16 protein-coding genes and 1 pseudogene (1 of these 17 running past the window's edge) are annotated in these 15,291 nt (G+C 75.8%); 12 read left to right on the top strand and 5 right to left on the bottom strand.

What is annotated here, in order from left to right; translation table 11 throughout:
* Positions 1-8: 8 nt before the first annotated feature.
* The 3 genes from ET526_RS01305 to ET526_RS01295 form a co-directional block, all read right to left on the bottom strand.
* The gene (locus ET526_RS01305) at positions 9-530 is read right to left on the bottom strand and encodes a hypothetical protein (protein ID WP_192898638.1); all 522 of its coding nucleotides are present in this window, start codon (positions 528-530) and stop codon (positions 9-11) included.
* Positions 531-628: 98 nt separating this feature from the next.
* On the bottom strand, positions 629-1,264 hold the full coding sequence (locus tag ET526_RS01300; protein ID WP_135465846.1) for a polymer-forming cytoskeletal protein: 636 nt from the start codon (positions 1,262-1,264) through the stop codon (positions 629-631).
* A 148-nt stretch (positions 1,265-1,412) separates the two neighbouring features.
* Entirely contained in the window at positions 1,413-2,087 is a 675-nt protein-coding gene (locus tag ET526_RS01295) for an EI24 domain-containing protein (RefSeq protein WP_135465845.1), read from the bottom strand.
* A 110-nt stretch (positions 2,088-2,197) separates the two neighbouring features.
* On the opposite strand from ET526_RS01295, the gene ET526_RS01290 reads away from it, so the two are divergent.
* From ET526_RS01290 to ET526_RS01255, 8 genes and pseudogenes are all read left to right on the top strand, one after another.
* A complete protein-coding gene (locus ET526_RS01290) occupies positions 2,198-3,211 on the top strand; it encodes an adenosine kinase (protein ID WP_135465844.1) in 1,014 nt (337 codons plus the stop codon).
* A 4-nt stretch (positions 3,212-3,215) separates the two neighbouring features.
* Positions 3,216-3,599, top strand: a pseudogene (locus ET526_RS01285) (YkvA family protein); the annotation flags it as partial.
* A gap of 98 nt (positions 3,600-3,697) precedes the next feature.
* Entirely contained in the window at positions 3,698-4,084 is a 387-nt protein-coding gene (locus tag ET526_RS01280; RefSeq protein ID WP_135465842.1) for a hypothetical protein, read from the top strand.
* A 154-nt stretch (positions 4,085-4,238) separates the two neighbouring features.
* Positions 4,239-5,165, top strand: coding sequence for a hypothetical protein (locus tag ET526_RS01275; protein WP_135465841.1), 927 nt, complete (start codon positions 4,239-4,241; stop codon positions 5,163-5,165).
* A 186-nt stretch (positions 5,166-5,351) separates the two neighbouring features.
* Positions 5,352-7,181, top strand: a complete 1,830-nt coding sequence (typA, locus tag ET526_RS01270; RefSeq protein ID WP_135465840.1) for a translational GTPase TypA — start codon at positions 5,352-5,354, stop codon at positions 7,179-7,181.
* 117 nt (positions 7,182-7,298) lie between these two features.
* A complete protein-coding gene (locus ET526_RS01265; RefSeq protein WP_135465839.1) occupies positions 7,299-8,486 on the top strand; it encodes an acyl-CoA dehydrogenase family protein in 1,188 nt (395 codons plus the stop codon).
* Positions 8,479-9,456 (top strand): tripartite tricarboxylate transporter substrate binding protein, encoded by a 978-nt coding sequence (locus ET526_RS01260; RefSeq protein WP_135465838.1) that lies wholly within the window; start codon positions 8,479-8,481, stop codon positions 9,454-9,456. Before ET526_RS01265 ends, ET526_RS01260 begins: the two co-directional genes overlap by 8 nt.
* Positions 9,457-9,464: 8 nt before the next feature.
* A complete protein-coding gene (locus ET526_RS01255; RefSeq protein WP_135465837.1) occupies positions 9,465-10,466 on the top strand; it encodes an NAD(P)H-dependent flavin oxidoreductase in 1,002 nt (333 codons plus the stop codon).
* Positions 10,467-10,493: 27 nt separating this feature from the next.
* Here the strand turns inward: ET526_RS01255 and ET526_RS01250 are convergent, their stop codons facing one another.
* Positions 10,494-11,282 carry a bestrophin-like domain gene (locus ET526_RS01250; protein WP_135465836.1) on the bottom strand — a complete coding sequence of 263 codons (789 nt, stop codon included), beginning with the start codon at positions 11,280-11,282 and terminating at the stop codon, positions 10,494-10,496.
* A 238-nt stretch (positions 11,283-11,520) separates the two neighbouring features.
* Positions 11,521-12,249 (bottom strand): hydroxyacylglutathione hydrolase, encoded by a 729-nt coding sequence (gene gloB / locus ET526_RS01245; RefSeq protein WP_135465835.1) that lies wholly within the window; start codon positions 12,247-12,249, stop codon positions 11,521-11,523.
* 61 nt (positions 12,250-12,310) lie between these two features.
* On the opposite strand from gloB, the gene ET526_RS01240 reads away from it, so the two are divergent.
* The 4 genes from ET526_RS01240 to ET526_RS01225 all read left to right on the top strand — a co-directional run.
* Entirely contained in the window at positions 12,311-13,045 is a 735-nt protein-coding gene (locus ET526_RS01240) for a class I SAM-dependent methyltransferase (RefSeq protein WP_135465834.1), read from the top strand.
* 59 nt (positions 13,046-13,104) lie between these two features.
* Positions 13,105-14,292, top strand: a complete 1,188-nt coding sequence (locus ET526_RS01235; RefSeq protein WP_240048200.1) for a CaiB/BaiF CoA transferase family protein — start codon at positions 13,105-13,107, stop codon at positions 14,290-14,292.
* A complete protein-coding gene (locus ET526_RS01230; RefSeq protein ID WP_135465832.1) occupies positions 14,289-15,188 on the top strand; it encodes a hydroxymethylglutaryl-CoA lyase in 900 nt (299 codons plus the stop codon). Before ET526_RS01235 ends, ET526_RS01230 begins: the two co-directional genes overlap by 4 nt.
* A 71-nt stretch (positions 15,189-15,259) precedes the next feature.
* Positions 15,260-15,291, top strand: a protein-coding gene (locus ET526_RS01225) for an IS5 family transposase (protein ID WP_240048199.1); it runs 765 nt beyond the window's last position. Within the gene, positions 15,260-15,291 belong to an annotated coding region that runs on past the window's edge; the region does not span the whole gene.

Raw genomic sequence — 15,291 nt, 5'->3', positions numbered from 1 at the left:
CGGCGCGCTCAGCCCGTCCCCGCCCCGGCCGCCGCGCCGATCAGGGCGGGGGGCGGGCGCGGCGCGGTGCCGGCGATCTCGCGCAGGCACTCCGCCTCGGTGCGCAGGGCGACGCCGCTCGCCCGCGCCGCGGCATGGGCGACGCGCAGGCCGCCGCCGGCCGGGTAGAGCACCAGGTCGAGGGCGCATCCCTCCGCGGTGTAGAGCCAGATCTCCGCCCCCCCCTCCGCCCGGCGCAGCGACGGCTCGCCGAGATGGCGGCGCAGCGCCTGCGGCCCGAGGCCGAGCAGCGCGGCGGCGGCGCGCGGCGCGCCCTCCGCCGGTGGCGTGCCTGCGCCCGCGGGCGCGCGCTCCGGTGCGGCCGCGGCGACGGCGAGGGGGGCGGCGGTGGGAAGGAGCGGGAAGGGAGAGACCGCGGCGAGGCTCGCCTGGCTGTTCGCCATCGCCGCGCGCAGCGAGGCCGCGTCCCGCGCCTCCGGCGCGGCGCAGCCGGCAAGGACGAGCAGCGGCAGCAGGCGAAGGGGCGCCATGGCGCGCGCATCCGGCGGCGCCGGGCGGATCCCGGCGCGCGGGGGCGGGGGCCGTCGGCCGGGCGGCGGCGCGCCACCGGCCGGCGGCGGGCGGCGGATCAGGATTCGGCGGGTGCGACCGGCTCGCTCGTCGGCGACCAGGCGGGCACGGCGGGGGGCGCGGCCTGGGACTCGCCGAGCATCTCCATCCGGCCGGAGACCTGGCCGCCCTCCTCCACCGACAGGCGGCGGTAACGCGCCGTGCCATTGACCTTGCCGGTGGCGCGGATGGTCAGGCTGCCGCGCACCGTCAGCGTGCCGTCGAACAGGCCGGCGATCTCGGCGTCCTCGACCTGCACCTCGCCGCGGAACACGCCGGACTGGGCGACGAAGAGCTCGGCGGCGTGGATCATCTCGGACTGCACCGTGCCCTCGACCACCAGCCGCTCCGCGTCGGCGACGGTGCCCTGCAGGCTGATGCCCCGCCCCACCACCAGGGTGCGGCGGTCCGCCGGGTCGGCCTTGGGCGGCCGGGCGGGCACGCCGACCGGGGCGGGCGCGGCCGGGCGCGAGCCCAGCGTCGGGGTGGCGGGCGCGGCGGTGGGCTTGGGTGCGAGGGTGTTCAAGGCGGGTGCTTCCTTCGGTGCGGGGCGGAAGGGCGGGACGCCAAAGTCGGTGTCCTGCGCGGGCGCCAGGGTGGTGTCGGCGGCGGGCGCGCCCGGCCCGTCCTCTCGCTTGCGTCCGAAGATGGCCATGCTGTTCCCCCTGACCGACAGCGATGCGGCATGCGAGCGGCGCGCTGCCTCTCCCCGGCGGACCGCCCACTGCTCCGGCTAGCACGCGCGGCCGTGCCCGCACAATCCGGTGATGCGGGGCGGGAGGCGGAAAACGGAGGATATTCCGTCAGCGCGCCGCCGGGGCGCCGCCGGGGCCGCGGTGCAGTAGGTGCGTCATCGCCGCCGTGCCGAGCACCGGCACCAGCAGGTTGAGCCCGGGCACCAGGGCGAGCGCCGCCAGCACGCCGCCGGCGGCGAGCACCGCGCCCTGGCGCCGGCGGCGCAGCGCCCGTGCCTCGGCCACGCCCATGCGCCGCTGCGCCACCCCCTCGAACAGCCCATGCCCGAGCGCCACCGCCGAGACCGCCCAGAACAGCACGGCGCCGAGCGGCGGCAGGAACAGGCCGACGGGCAGCACGAGCAGCGTCAGCAGCCCCATGCGCAGCGCGAGGCCGAGGTTGAACCGCGCCTGCGCGGCCAGGCCGGCGCCGCGGGCGGGCGGCAGGCCGGGGTAGAAGCGCCGCTCCACGGCCGCCGCCACCGCGTCGGTGAACAGGCCGGCGATCGCCAGCATCACCGGCACGAACAGCCACACCGCGAGGCCGAGCGCGAGCACCCCGCCCGCGGCGGCGGCCAGCGCGGCGAGCCAGCCGCTGCCCCCGGCCAGCTCCCCCACCCCCCAGGCGGCGAGGGCGGCGAGGCCGAGGAAGGCGAGCAGCGCGCCGAGGAAGCCCTTGAGCAGCGGGCCGAGGAAGGCGGGGTCGCCGAGCTGGCGGAGGGTGAGCAGGAAGGCGGCGGGCATGCGGTCTCGGTTGCGGGGGGACGGGGCGGCGGCTATCGGGTGCGGCCGGAACGCGAGCAATCCCGCTCCGCGCGCCGGGGGCAACGCCCGGCCCCGCCAAAGGTCCCCGCATGAGCGCACCTGCCCTCGACCTCCTCGGCATCGGCAACGCCATCGTGGACGTGCTCGCCCGCGCCGACGACGCCTTCCTCGAGGCGCGCAACCTCACCAAGGGCGCCATGCGGCTGATCGGCGCGGAGGAGGCGGAGCGCCTCTACGCCGAGATGGGGCCGGGGGTGGAGAGCTCGGGCGGCTCGGCGGCCAACACCTGCGCGGTGGCGGCCTCGCTCGGCGCGCGCGTCGGCTTCCTCGGCAAGGTGGCGGACGACCAGCTCGGGCGCGTCTTCGCCCACGACATCCGCGCCTCCGGCGTGGACTACCCGACCCGGCCGCTGCCCGATGGCGCCGCCCCCACCGCGCGCTGCCTGATCCTGGTGACGCCGGACGGGCAGCGCACCATGAACACCCATCTCGGCGCCTGCGTGCACTTCTCCGCCGCCGACGTGGACGAGGCGGTGGTGGCGGCGGCCGCCATCACCTACCTCGAAGGCTACCTGTTCGACCCGCCGGCGGCGCAGGCGGCATTCTACGCCGCCTCCCGCGCCGCGCACCGGGCGGGGCGGCGGGTCGCGCTCACCCTCTCCGACCCGTTCTGCGTGCAGCGCCACCGCCAGGCCTTCCGTCGCTTCGTGCGGGAGGAGGCGGACATCCTGTTCGCCAACGAAGCCGAGCTCCTCTCCCTCTACGAAACCGACAATATCGCCGCCGCGATCCGGCTGGTGCGCGGCGAGGTGGCGCTCGCGGTGCTGACGCGGAGCGAGCGCGGCAGCATCGTGCTGACCGAGGAGGAGGCGCACGAGGTGCCGGCGCGGCCGGTGAAGGTGGTGGACACCACCGGCGCCGGCGACGCCTACGCCGCCGGCTTCCTCGCCGCGCTCGGCCGTGGCCTGCCCCTGCCCGAATGCGGCCGCTGGGGCACGCTCGCGGCCTCGGAGGCGATCTCGCATTTCGGCGCAAGGCCGCAGGCCGACCTGAAGGCGCTGGTTGGCGCCGGCGCGGGGGGCGTCTCCGGCCTGCTCGGCTGAGGGACGCGTGCTGCGCCGCCTGCGCGACTGGGCGCGCGCGCTCCGGCGGGAGGTGCACGCCCTGTGGCTGGCCGCGCGCGATCCCCGCACCCCCTGGTACGCCAGGGCCTTCGCGCTGGCGGTGGCGGCCTACGCGCTCTCGCCGATCGACCTCATTCCGGACTTCATCCCCGTTCTCGGCTATCTCGACGAGCTGGTGCTGCTGCCGCTGGCGCTGCTGCTGGCCATCCGCCTGGTGCCCAGGGAGGTGATGGAGGAGCACCGCGCCACGGCGCGGGCGGCGCAGCGGCGGCCGGTGAGCCGCGCCGGCGCCGCGGCGATCGTGGCGCTGTGGCTGCTGGCGGCGCTTGTACTGCTGTGGTGGCTGTGGCCGAAAGGCGCCGGGTAGGGGAAGGCGGCCTGCTGCGCCCGCGGAACTTCCGCGGGCGGCCCGTGTTGGCGGGTGGGCCAGGACTGGTCCCTCCTCCACCAACAGCGGAGACGACGATGCGATCCTCTCGCCTTCTCACCACCGCGCTCGGCGCGGCGCTTCTGGCCGGCGGCCTGGTCATTGGCCAAGCCGGCGCCCAGTCCCAGCCGCAGGGCGGCCTCGGCACTCCGGGTGGCGCCTCGACCTATGGCGGGCAGGCCGGCACCAGCACCATGCCCAATCAGGTGATGCCCGGCACCAGCGCGCAGCCGAACGTGCAGGGCCAGGCCGCCGGACCGCGCGGGGCGCCCGCGCCCGGCCAGCCGCATCCGCAGGCCGGCGGCACCAGCTCGCAGCTCAGCACCGGTGGCCAGATCCGCCCGGGCGACCCGACCGGTGCCGCCGCGGGCGGCCCCGACACGCTGGGCGGCGGCCCGGGCGGCAGCGCCGGCGGCAGCCGCTGACCTCAGGCGCCGGGCGCGGCGCCGGCCGCGCCCGGCCCTCTCTGGTCCCGGCGGCGGGGGGAACCCGGGCCATGGCCTTGTGTTGCAACCGCAGCGTGGCGGACGCCTCGGGCAGGCGGTCCGCAACCCCCATCGTCAGGACGGAGGTGCGAGAATGCGCAAGACCCTGATGCTTTCCACCGCCCTCGGCGCGGCCCTGCTCCTCGCGGCGCCGGCCTCGGCGCAGCACACCTACACCTACGGCTTCCAGCCCCCGCCGGGCACCCCGCTCGAGGGCGGCGAGCCGCGCGACCGCGGCCTGATCCCGCCCGTGGCCCAGCAGTACCAGGCCGCCCGCCAGGCGCAGGACACCGAGAACATCCAGCAGATGCTGCGCCAGGCGCAGAGCGCTCTGGAACGCAACAATTTCGGCCTCGCGAACGAATATCTGGAGCGCGCCGAGACCAGCGTGCTGAACCGGCGCTTCACCATGCGCCAGGGCGGCATGGACCCGCGCGACAGCGACGCCGCCGAGGCGATCTCCGAGGCGCGGCGGGCGCTGTGGAACCGCGACATCGACCGGGCGCGCCGTGCCACCCAGATCGCGATCGCCGATGCCCAGGCGATGGGCCGCATGGCCGAGCGCGGGCCAGGCTGGGGCCAGCAGGCCGGTCCGGGCTGGGGCCATCAGGCCGGTCCCGGCTGGGGCCAGCAGCAGCAGTGGGGGCAGCAGCCCTGGGGCCAGCAGGCCGCGCCCGGTGGCTGGGGCCAGCAGCAGTGGGGCCAGCAGCAGCCCGGCTGGCAGGCGCAGGGCGGCTGGGGCACGCCGGGCGGCTTCACCCAGTATGGGCCGAGCGGCGGCACCCGCGAAATGCCGAGCCAGGTGATGCCCGGCACCAGCCAGTTCCCCAACGTCCAGGGGCAGATCGCCATGCCGCGCGGCGCCCCGCCGCCCGGCCAGCCCTTCGCCGGCGCCTCCGAACAGGATCCGATGAGCCGCTGGGGTCAGGTGCGGCCGGGCGATCCGACGCTCGGCGGCCGGGCCGGCGGGCCGGACACGCTGGGCGGCGGCCCGGGCGGCGCCGCCGGCGGCAGCCAGTAGCACGCCCATCGGGAGGGGCCGCGCCGGCAGGGCGCGGCCCCTTTTTCGCGCGCCGCGCGCGGCCTTCGGGCTCGCTTTTGCGCCGGTGACCCCCTATGTGGTGCGGCGCAACATGCGCCGCCCGCCGGACGGTCGCCCCCACGGGCGCGGCCCGCGGCGCCGCGCGCCGCCCCGGGAAGCCCTCGCATGGACCTCCGCAACGTCGCGATCATCGCGCATGTCGATCATGGCAAGACCACGCTGGTGGACAGCCTGCTGAGGCAGGCCGGCGCCTTCCGCGCCAACCAGCAGGTGGCCGAGCGCGCGCTCGACCGCAACGACCTCGAGCGCGAGCGGGGCATCACCATCCTCGCCAAATGCACGGCGGTGGAGTGGCGGGGCACCAAGATCAACATCGTGGACACGCCCGGCCATGCCGATTTCGGCGGCGAGGTGGAGCGCATCCTCTCCATGGTGGACGGCGCCATCGTGCTGGTGGACGCCGCCGAGGGGCCGCTGCCGCAGACCAAATTCGTGGTCGGCAAGGCGCTGGCGCGCGGCCTCCGGCCCATCGTCGTCATCAACAAGGTGGACCGCCAGGATGCGCGCCCGCACGAGGTGCACGACGAGGTGTTCGACCTCTTCGCCGCGCTCGGCGCCGACGACGCCCAGCTCGACTTCCCGACCCTGTTCGCCTCCGGCCGCCAGGGCTGGGCGGACGAGGGCATGGAGGGGCCGCGCCGGGACCTCTCCGCGCTGTTCGAGCTGATCCTGCGCCATGTCCCGCCGCCGGGGAAGGACGCGGAGCGGCCCTTCGCGATGACGGCGAGCATCCTGGAATACGACAATTTCCTCGGCCGCATCCTGACCGGGCGGATCGAGCAGGGCACGGCGCGGGTGAACATGCCGGTGCGCATCCTGCGCGCCGACGGGGCGGTGGTGGAGACGGGGCGGCTGACCAAGCTGCTCTCCTTCCGCGGCCTCGAGCGCGTGCCGGTGGAGGAGGCGGCGGCCGGCGACATCATCGCCATCGCCGGTCTGGAGAAGGGCACCATTCCGGACACGGTGGCGGCGCCGGAGGTGGAGGCGCCGCTGCCCGCCATCCCGGTGGACCCGCCGACGCTCGCCATGACCTTCCGCATCAATGACGGGCCGCTCGGCGGGCGCGAGGGGAAGAAGGTGACCTCCCGCCAGATCCGCGACCGGCTGTTCCGCGAAGCCGAGGGCAACGTCGCGATCCGCGTGCGCGACAGCGAGGAGAGCGACGCCTTCGAGGTGGCGGGCCGCGGCGAGCTGCAGCTCGGCGTGCTGATCGAGACCATGCGCCGTGAAGGCTTCGAGCTGACCATCGGCCGCCCCCGCGTGCTGACGCGCGAGAACCCGGAGACGGGGGCGCGGGAGGAGCCCTACGAGGAGGTGCTGGTGGACGTGGACGAGGCCCATGCCGGCGCCGTGGTCGAGAAGATGTCGCTCAGGAAGGGGCAGATGCAGGACATGCGCCCCTCGGGCGGCGGCAAGACCAGGCTCGTCTTCCTGATCCCCTCCCGCGGCCTGATCGGCTACCACGGCGAGTTCCTGACCGACACGCGCGGCACCGGCATCATGAACCGGCTGTTCCACGGCTACGGCCCCTGGGCCGGGCCGATCGAGGGGCGGCGCAACGGCAGCCTGATCGCCAACGCCGACGGGGAGGCGGTGCAGTACGCGCTGTTCTACCTGCAGGAGCGCGGCGCGCTGTTCGTCGGCCCGGGCGAGAAGGTGTATGTCGGGATGATCATCGGCGAGAACTCCCGCGCCGAGGACCTGGAGGTGAACCCGATCCGGGAGAAGAAGCTCACCAACATCCGCGCCGCCGGCAAGGACGACGCGCTGCTGCTGACGCCGCCGCGGCGGATGAGCCTGGAGCAGGCGATCGCCTACATCGAGGACGACGAGCTGGTGGAGGTGACGCCCTCCGCCGTCAGGCTGCGCAAGCGCCACCTCGACCCGCACGAGCGCAAGCGCCACGCCAGGCGCGCGGAGAGCGAGGCGGCGTAGCAGGGTCGCGGCGCGGAGGCCCGGGCGTTCCCCGCGCGCAAGGAGGGCCGGCGGCCCTCCCGCCTTGACCCCCGCGCCCGCCTTGCCGATCCTCCCCGCGGGAGGAGGCGCCAGCGCATGACGGATGCCGGGAGGGGCGGGCCGACCGCCGCCGAGTTCGACGCCTATCTCGACGGCATCCGCCGCCTGGTGGACCAGCGGCTGATCCCGGCCGAGCCGCGCCTCGAGGGCGAGGAGACGCTGCCCCAGGATCTGACGCAGGCGCTGCGCGAGGCCGGGCTGTTCGGCATCTCCATCCCCGCCCGCTACGGCGGGGCGGGTCTGACGATGGAGCAGCAGGTGCGCGTGATGCTGGAGGTGACGCGCGCCTCCGCCGTCTATCGCGCGCGCTTCTCCACCACCATCGGCCTCGGCAGCCAGCCCATCCTCTACAACGGCACCGAGGCGCAGCGCCGCGCATGGCTGCCGCGCATGGCGAGCGGCGAGGCGACCGCCGCCTTCTGCCTGACCGAGCCCGAGCACGGCTCCGACGCCGGCGGCCTCGCCACGCGGGCGCGGCGCGAGGGCGGGGAGTACGTGCTGGACGGGGTGAAGCGCTACATCACCAATGCCCGCCAGGCGCAGGTGTTCATCGTCATGGCGCGCACCGACCCGGCGAGCCGCGACGCCGCCGGCATCAGCGCCTTCATCGTGCCCGCCGGCACCCCCGGCCTCCGCTGTGGCCCGGCTGACCGCAAGATGGGCCAGGACGGCAGCGCGACCTGCGAGGTGTTCCTCGACGGCGTGCGGGTGCCGGCGGAGAACCTGATCGGAGGGCGCGAGGGCGAGGGCTTCAAGACCGCGATGCGCGGCATCAACCACGCCAGGCTGCATGTGGCGGTCACCTGCGTCGGCCAGGCGCAGCGGCTGCTCGACGAGGCGCTCTCCTACGCGCTGCGCCGGCGCCAGTTCGGCCAGCCGCTCGCGGAGTTCCAGCTCGTGCAGGCGATGCTCGCGGACAGCCGGGCGGAGATCCTGGCGGCGCGGAGCGCGGTGCTGGAGACGGCGCGCGCCTTCGACCGCGCGGGGGAGGCGCAGGGATCGCTCGTCGCCGACATCGCCTGCTGCAAGCTCTTCGCCTCGGAGATGGTCTGCCGCGTCGCCGACCGCGCGGTGCAGATCCACGGCGGCGCCGGCTACATGCGCGGCACGGCGGTGGAGCGGCTGTACCGCGACGTGCGGCTGTTCCGCATCTTCGAGGGCGCGAGCCAGATCCAGCAGATCCTGATCGCGCGCGACATGGTCCGGGGGGCGCGGCATGGCTGAGGTCGCGCGCCGCGCCCTGCTCGCGGGCGGCATCGCGGCGCTGGCGGCGCCGCGCCCGGCGCGCGCGCAGCGCTGGCCGCGCGGTCCGGTGCGCATCGTCTCCTGCTTCGCCCCGGGGGGCGCGAACGACCTGCTCGGCCGCATGGCCGCGGGCATCCTGACCAGCGCCTTCGGCCAGCCCTTCGTGGTGGAGAACCGCCCCGGCGCGGGCGGCAACCTCGGCATGGAGGCGGTGGCGCGCGCGGCGCCGGACGGGCAGACGCTGGTGGTCGCCGCCGGCGCGGCGGCGGTGAACCAGACGCTCTACCGCAGCCTCTCCTTCGACCTCCTGCGCGACTTCGCGCCCATCACCCTGCTCGGCGCGGTCGCCAACGTGCTCGCCGTGCATCCCGCGGTGCCGGCGCGGGAGGTGCGGGAGTTCGTCGCCTTCGCCCGCGCCGCGCCGGGCGGCATCACCTACGGCTCGGCGGGCGTGGGCACGCTGCCGCACCTGACGATGGAGCTGTTCCTGCGCGGCATCGGCGCGCAGGGCGTGCACGTGCCCTATCGCGGCTCCGCCCCGGCGGTGGCCGACCTCGTCGGCGGGCGGCTGCAGGCGCTGTTCGAGAACCTGCCGCCGCTCGCCGGCCAGATGCGGGAGGGGCGGGTGCGCGCGCTCGCCGTCTCCACCGCCGCGCGGCACCCGGACTGGCCGGACCTGCCGACGGTCGCCGAGGCGGTGCCGCTGCCGGGCTTCGAGGTGACGGCCTGGCAGGCGCTGCTCGCTCCGGCCGGCACGCCGCCCGAGATCGTGGAGGCGATCGCCACCGCCATCCGCACCGCGCTCGCGGCGGAGGAGGGGCAGGCGGCGCTGCGCCGCATCGGCGCCCTGCCGCGGCCGATGAACCCGCGCGAGCTCGCCGCCTTCCTGGTCGCCGAGGTGGCGCGCTGGGGCGAGGCGGTGCGCCTTTCCGGCGCCACCGTGGAGTGACCCCGCCCATGCAGGAGACCGACCCGCCGCCCGCCCTCGGAACGCGGGTGACCAGGCTGCTCGGCATCCGCTACCCGATCGTGCAGGGCGGCCTCGCCCGCGTCGCCTTCGCCGATCTCGCCGCCGCCGTGTCCAATGCCGGCGGCCTCGGGCAGATCGCCGTCGCCGGGCTCGACACGCCGGAGCGGCTGCGCGCCGAGATCCGCCGCTGCCGCGCCATGACCGACCGGCCCTTCGGGGTCAACTTCCCGATCGGCCGGATGGCGCTGTGGCCGCTGCTCGACGTCGCGCTCGAGGAGGGCGTGCGCGTCATCGCGCTCACCGCCGGCAACCCCGCCCCCTATCTCCGCCGCTGCCAGGAGGCCGGGGCGAGGACGCTGGTGCTGACCGCGGGGCCGGAACTCGCGCGCAAGGCCGAGGCGGCCGGGGCCGACATGGTGGCGACGGTCGGCTACGAGGGCGGGGGACATATCGGCCGCACCGACGAGACCACCCTGGTGATGGTGCCGCGCGTCGTCGCGGCGGTGCGCATCCCGGTGCTGGCCTCGGGCGGCATCGCCACCGGGGCGGGCCTCGCGGCGGCGCTGGCGCTCGGCGCCGAGGGGGTGGAGATGGGCACGCGCTTCGTCGCGACCGAGGAGGCGCGGGCGCACCCCGCCTACAAGCAGGCGCTGGTCGCGGCCCGGCCCGAGGACACGATGCTGATCAAGCGGAGCCTCGGCCAGCCCGGCCGCGTGCTGGCGAGCGCCCATGCGCGGCGCATCCTCGAGGCCGAGCGCGCCGGCGCGCCGCAGGAGGAGCTCCTCGCCCTGATCCGCGGCGAGGTGAACGCGATCGGCACCGAGCGCGGCGACCTCGAGGGCAGCTATGTCTGGGCGGGGCAGTGCGTCGGGCTGATCGGGGCGGTGGAACCGGCCGGCGCGGTGGTGCGGCGCATGGCGGCCGAGGCGGCGGCGGTGCTGCGCCGGCTTGGGCGGATCGCCGGGGAGGGGGGCGGGCCGGGCGCGTGAGGCCGGGGGCGGAAGACGCTCCGGGCCTCAGGGGGCGGCGAGGGCCGCCTGCAGCGTCAGCAGGGGGGTCGGCAGCACCGCGCCGATGCCGGCATAGGGCCCCTCGAAGCCGGCGAGGATGCCAAGGCCGGTGGTGGCGGCGAGGCCGAACAGCGCCTGCGTCACCAGGGCGGTGCGCGGCCGGTCCAGATGCACCAGGGCGATGGAAAGCTGGGAGGCGAAGCAGAGCAGCAGCAGCCCGCCCCACTTCCAGCCCTGGCCGAAATCGCTGCCGAAGCGCAGCCGCGCGTCGCGCGCCGCCTGCAGGGCGTGCACGCCGCGCACCAGCTCGTGGCGGATCGCGCCGGCCTCGTCGGGGCCGAAGGCGGGGCGCGCCGCGGCCAGCGCCGCCTCCTCCAGCCGGTGCAGGGCCGCCCCGGCCGCGGCGGAGGGGCGGAGGTTGCGCAGCTCCCCCCACTCCTCCCGCAGCGAGACGGAGAGGTAGTCGGCGAGCGCGGCGCCGAGCGGCGCCCCCGGCTCGCCAAGCGCGCGGCCGGCGGCGCGGACGGCACTCAGCGCCCGGCTCTCCTGGCCGAGCGCCACCGCCGCGTGGTCGTCGCGGCTCCAGGCGTCGGCGGCGGCGAAGGCGACGAACAGCGCGAACAGCGCCGTGACCGAGGTGAAGAAGGGCGCGACCGGCGCCTTCCCCTCCAGCGCGCCCGCGAGCCCGGCGCGGAATACCAGCGCGTGGGCCGCCGCCGCGAGCAGCAGCACGAGGAGCGCGATGCCGAGGACGCGCCAGGCGGTGTCCAGCAGGAAGAATCCGGTGAGGCCCATGCGCCATTATTGCGAATAACGAACGCTTCCGCCAGCGCCCGATCCGCCGGGGCGATGGCCGAGGTCCTCCCGACGCTGGGCCGCGGCGCGATCCGCAGCGGGGCGCGCCGTCAGCCGCCCGGCCGGGCCAGTTGCGGGTCGAGGCCGGGGTGGCGCAGATCCACCATGCGCCTCGGCTGGCCGGCCGGCGCCGGAGGCAGCGGCGGAGGGGGACTCGCCCGCCGCCCGGGCGGCGCGGTCAGCGGAAGCCGTCCTTGGCCGCCCGGATCTCGGCCAGCCGCGCCGCGTCCGGGGCGCGCAGGAAGGGGTTCTGCGCCTTCTCCTGGCCGAGGGTGGTCGGCACCGTCGGCCGGCCGGCGGCGCGCTGCGCCGCGACCTCCCGCGCGCGGGCCTGCAGCGCCGCGTTGTCCGGCTCCACCGTCAGGGCGAAGCGGGCATTGCCCTCGGTGTACTCATGGCCGCAGCAGACCAGCGTCTCGTCCGGCAGCGCCGCCAGGGCGCGCAGCGAGCGGAACATCTCCTCCGCCGTGCCCTCGAGCAGCCGCCCGCAGCCGAGGGAGAACAGCGTGTCGCCGCAGAGCAGCACCTTCCCTTCCGGGAAGTGGTAGGCGATGTGCCCGCGGGTGTGGCCCGGCGTGTCGATCACCTCGGCGCGGCTGGCGCCGAGCGCGACGCCCTCCCCCGGCCGCACCGCGATGTCGAGCGGCGGCAGCCGGTGCGCGTCCGCCGCCGCGCCCGCCACCTTCGCCCCGTAGCGGGCCCGCAGCGCCTCCACCCCGCCCACATGGTCGCCGTGATGGTGGGTGAGCAGGATCAGGTCGAGCCGCCCCCCCGCCCTGTCGAGCGCCGCCTCGACCGGCGCCGCCTCGCCGGGGTCGCAGACGGCGACGGCGCCGCTCGCCCCGTCGCGCAGCAGCCAGCAGTAGTTGTCGGAAAGACACGGCACGGCCTCGACGGACAGCGGCATCGCTCGATCTCCTCCCGCACCCCCCTGAAACCGGGGCGCCGATGGGCCTAATATCCGCCCCATGGCGCAGGAGGTCCACGGCCTGGGGCGGTTCTACGCAACCCCGACCGGGGCGGTGACGGCGCGGCTGCTGCGCGAGCGGCTGCGCCTGCTCTGGCCCGGGCTCGGCGGCTGCTGCGTGCTCGGCCTCGGCTACGCCAGCCCCTTCCTGCGGCTGTGGCGGCCGGGGGAGCCGGGCGGGGCGGCGCGCTGCATCTCGCTCGTGCCGCACCACCTGCCGCGCTGGCGCTGGCCGCGTGCCGCCCCCTCTCGCACCGTGGTGGCGGAGGAGGAGGCGCTGCCCTTCCCCGACCTGCTGTTCGACCGCATCCTGCTGGTGCACGGGCTGGAGCACGCGGAGAACGCCCGCCGCCTGCTGCGCGAGGCGTGGCGGGTGCTGAAGGATGACGGGCGGCTGCTGGTGGTGGCGCCGAACCGCCTCGGCCTCTGGGCGCATCTCGAGCGCACGCCCTTTGGCCATGGCCACCCCTACACGCTGGGCCAGCTCGAGGCGCTGCTGCGGCGGCAGATGTTCCAGGTGATGCGGCGCGAGGCGGCGCTCTTCGTCCCCCCCTTCCGCTCCCGCCTGCTGCTGCGCAGCGCCGGGGCGTGGGAGAGGCTGGGGCCGCGGCTCTTCCCTCGCCTCGCCGGGGTGACGCTGGTGGAGGCGCGGAAGGACTGCTTCGCCGCCATTCCCGCCATGGCCGGCGCGGCGCAGGCGCGCGGGCGGCGGGTGCTGGTGCCGGAGGGGGTGTAGTTCCCGCCGGCGCGCGCACGGGGTATCGGTTGGCCATGACCGCCCCGGGGAACCGACCCATGCTGCCGCTGACGGGCCTCAAGATCCTCGAACTCGGCCACTACATCGCCGCCCCCTTCGCCACCCGGCTGCTCGCCGATCTCGGCGCCGAGGTGATCAAGGTGGAGCCGCCCGAGGGCGATCCGTTCCGCGGCTGGGGCAGCCAGGTGGAGGGGCACTCCGTCTGGTTCAGCGTGCACGGCCGCAACAAGCTCTCCGTCACCCTCGACCTGAAGAGCGAGGAGGGCAGGGCGAAGGTGCTGCGCCTGGCACGGCGGGCCGACGCGCTGGTGGAGAATTTCCGCCCCGGCTACCTGGAGCGCATCGGCCTCGGGCCGGCGGTGCTGCAGGAGGCCAACCCCCGCCTCGTCATCGCCCGCATCTCGGGCTACGGCCAGGACGGCCCCTACCGCGACAAGCCCGCCTTCGGCGCGATCGGGGAGGCGATGGGGGGGCTCCGGCACCTCACCGCCTATCCGGGGCAGACCGAGCTGCCGCCGCCGCGCTGCGGCATCTCGATCAGCGACGACCTCGCCGGGATGTACGCGGCGCTGGCGGTGGTCTCCGCCTGCTGGGGGCGCGACCGCGGGGGGGCGGAGGGGGGGAGGGGCCGGGTCATCGACCTCGACCTCGTTTCCTCCGTGTTCAGCCTGATGGAGGGGATGCTGCCGGAGTACGGGCTGTTCGGCCGGGTGCGCCAGCCGACGGGCGCGGCCATCGCCACCGCGGCGCCGACCAACACCTACCCCTGCGCGGACGGCAAGTGGCTGGCGATCGCCGGCAATTCCGACCTGATCTTCCGCCGGCTGATGGCGGCGATCGGCCGGCCGGAGCTGGCCGAGGACCCGCGCTTCGCCACCAACGGGCTGCGCTGCGCCAATGTCGCGCCGCTCGACGCCGCCATCGCCGAATGGACGCGCGCGAGGACCGCGGCCGAGGCGCAGGCGATCCTGGAGGCGGCGGAGGTGCCCTGCTCGCGCCTCTACGACATCCGCGACTGCGCCGAGGACCCGCATTTCCGCGCCCGCCGCCTGGTGATGGAGGTGGAGGACCCGCTGCTCGGCCGCGTGCTGCACCCGGCCGCGCCCTTCCGCCTGGACGGGGTGGCGCCGGAGGCGATGGTGCGCTGGACCGGCCCCGCGGCCGGCGCGCACAACGACTACGTCTTCAACGCGCTGCTGCAGGAAGAGGAGGAGCCCAGGCCATGACCGAGCGCGTGCAGCTTTCCGAGGTCGCGCCGCGCGACGGGCTGCAGTCCATCGGCCCCTTCGTGCCGACCGAGACCAAGATCGCCCTGGTCCGCGCCTGCTGGGAGGCCGGGCTGCGGCGGATGGAGGTGGGCAGCTTCGTCTCGCCCCGCGCCGTGCCGCAGATGGCCGACACGGCCGAGGTGCTGCGGGCGGCGAAGCGGCTCGATGGCCTCGAATGCACGGTGCTGGTGCCGAACCGCCGCGGCTTCGAGGCGGCGGTCGCCGCCGGCGCCGACCGGCTCGGCCTGTTCATGTCGGTGACCGAGAGTCACAACAGGGCCAACGTCAATCGCCGGCGCGAGGAGAGCTTCGCCGACCTCGCCGCCATCGTGCGCGAGACGCCGAAGGGGACGAGGCTGCGCTTCAACCTCTCCTGCGTCTTCCACTGCCCCTTCGAGGGGGTGGTGCCGGAGGAGGAGGCGCTCGACTGGATCGAGCGCGTGGTGGCGCTCGACCCCGACATGGAGATCGCGCTCGCCGACACCACGGGCAATGCCGCGCCCGACCAGGTGCGCCGCCTGTTCGAGCGGGCGCACCGCGCCTGGGGGCGGCGCTTCGCCTATCACGGCCACGACACCTACGGCATGGGCATCGCCAACGTCACCGCCGCCTACGAGGCGGGCTGCCGCGTCTTCGACGCCGCCTCGGGCGGGATCGGCGGCTGCCCCTTCGCGCCGGGGGCGACCGGCAATGTCGCCATGGAGGACGTGGTCTGGCTGTTCCACCGCATGGGGGTGGAGACGGGGGTGGATTTCGCGCGGCTGCTGCGCGCCGCCGACCTCGCCGCCGGCATCCCCGGCGCGGTGCCGGGCGGGGCGATGCGCCGCGTGCCGGCGGTGCGCCAGGCGGCCTAGGCCGCGTGGACAAACCGGTAGGCTGGGGATTCCCAAGGGACTGCGGACGTGATTCCAAGCTGATCTCTGGCATGGAGATCGGCGTTGATCCGTGGACGTCTGA

It is taken from the genome of Crenalkalicoccus roseus, from assembly GCF_004761865.1.
In the GTDB taxonomy this organism is placed as follows: domain Bacteria; phylum Pseudomonadota; class Alphaproteobacteria; order Acetobacterales; family Acetobacteraceae; genus Crenalkalicoccus; species Crenalkalicoccus roseus.
Note: the sequence above shows the minus strand (reverse complement) of the source record. Positions and strands in the feature narration are given on the sequence as shown.

What these genes read in the sequence shown, in the direction of transcription:
- ET526_RS01300 (WP_135465846.1), bottom strand. Translation starts at nt 1,264, where the DNA reads ATGGCCATCTTCGGACGCAAGCGAGAGGACGGGCCGGGCGCGCCCGCC.
- ET526_RS01275 (WP_135465841.1), top strand. Translation starts at nt 4,239, where the DNA reads ATGCGCAAGACCCTGATGCTTTCCACCGCCCTCGGCGCGGCCCTGCTC.
- ET526_RS01250 (WP_135465836.1), bottom strand. Translation starts at nt 11,282, where the DNA reads ATGGGCCTCACCGGATTCTTCCTGCTGGACACCGCCTGGCGCGTCCTC.
- ET526_RS01235 (WP_240048200.1), top strand. Translation starts at nt 13,105, where the DNA reads ATGCTGCCGCTGACGGGCCTCAAGATCCTCGAACTCGGCCACTACATC.
- ET526_RS01290 (WP_135465844.1), top strand. Translation starts at nt 2,198, where the DNA reads ATGAGCGCACCTGCCCTCGACCTCCTCGGCATCGGCAACGCCATCGTG.
- gloB (WP_135465835.1), bottom strand. Translation starts at nt 12,249, where the DNA reads ATGCCGCTGTCCGTCGAGGCCGTGCCGTGTCTTTCCGACAACTACTGC.
- ET526_RS01265 (WP_135465839.1), top strand. Translation starts at nt 7,299, where the DNA reads ATGACGGATGCCGGGAGGGGCGGGCCGACCGCCGCCGAGTTCGACGCC.
- ET526_RS01240 (WP_135465834.1), top strand. Translation starts at nt 12,311, where the DNA reads ATGGCGCAGGAGGTCCACGGCCTGGGGCGGTTCTACGCAACCCCGACC.
- typA (WP_135465840.1), top strand. Translation starts at nt 5,352, where the DNA reads ATGGACCTCCGCAACGTCGCGATCATCGCGCATGTCGATCATGGCAAG.
- ET526_RS01305 (WP_192898638.1), bottom strand. Translation starts at nt 530, where the DNA reads ATGGCGCCCCTTCGCCTGCTGCCGCTGCTCGTCCTTGCCGGCTGCGCC.
- ET526_RS01255 (WP_135465837.1), top strand. Translation starts at nt 9,465, where the DNA reads ATGCAGGAGACCGACCCGCCGCCCGCCCTCGGAACGCGGGTGACCAGG.
- ET526_RS01280 (WP_135465842.1), top strand. Translation starts at nt 3,698, where the DNA reads ATGCGATCCTCTCGCCTTCTCACCACCGCGCTCGGCGCGGCGCTTCTG.
- ET526_RS01260 (WP_135465838.1), top strand. Translation starts at nt 8,479, where the DNA reads ATGGCTGAGGTCGCGCGCCGCGCCCTGCTCGCGGGCGGCATCGCGGCG.
- ET526_RS01230 (WP_135465832.1), top strand. Translation starts at nt 14,289, where the DNA reads ATGACCGAGCGCGTGCAGCTTTCCGAGGTCGCGCCGCGCGACGGGCTG.
- ET526_RS01295 (WP_135465845.1), bottom strand. Translation starts at nt 2,087, where the DNA reads ATGCCCGCCGCCTTCCTGCTCACCCTCCGCCAGCTCGGCGACCCCGCC.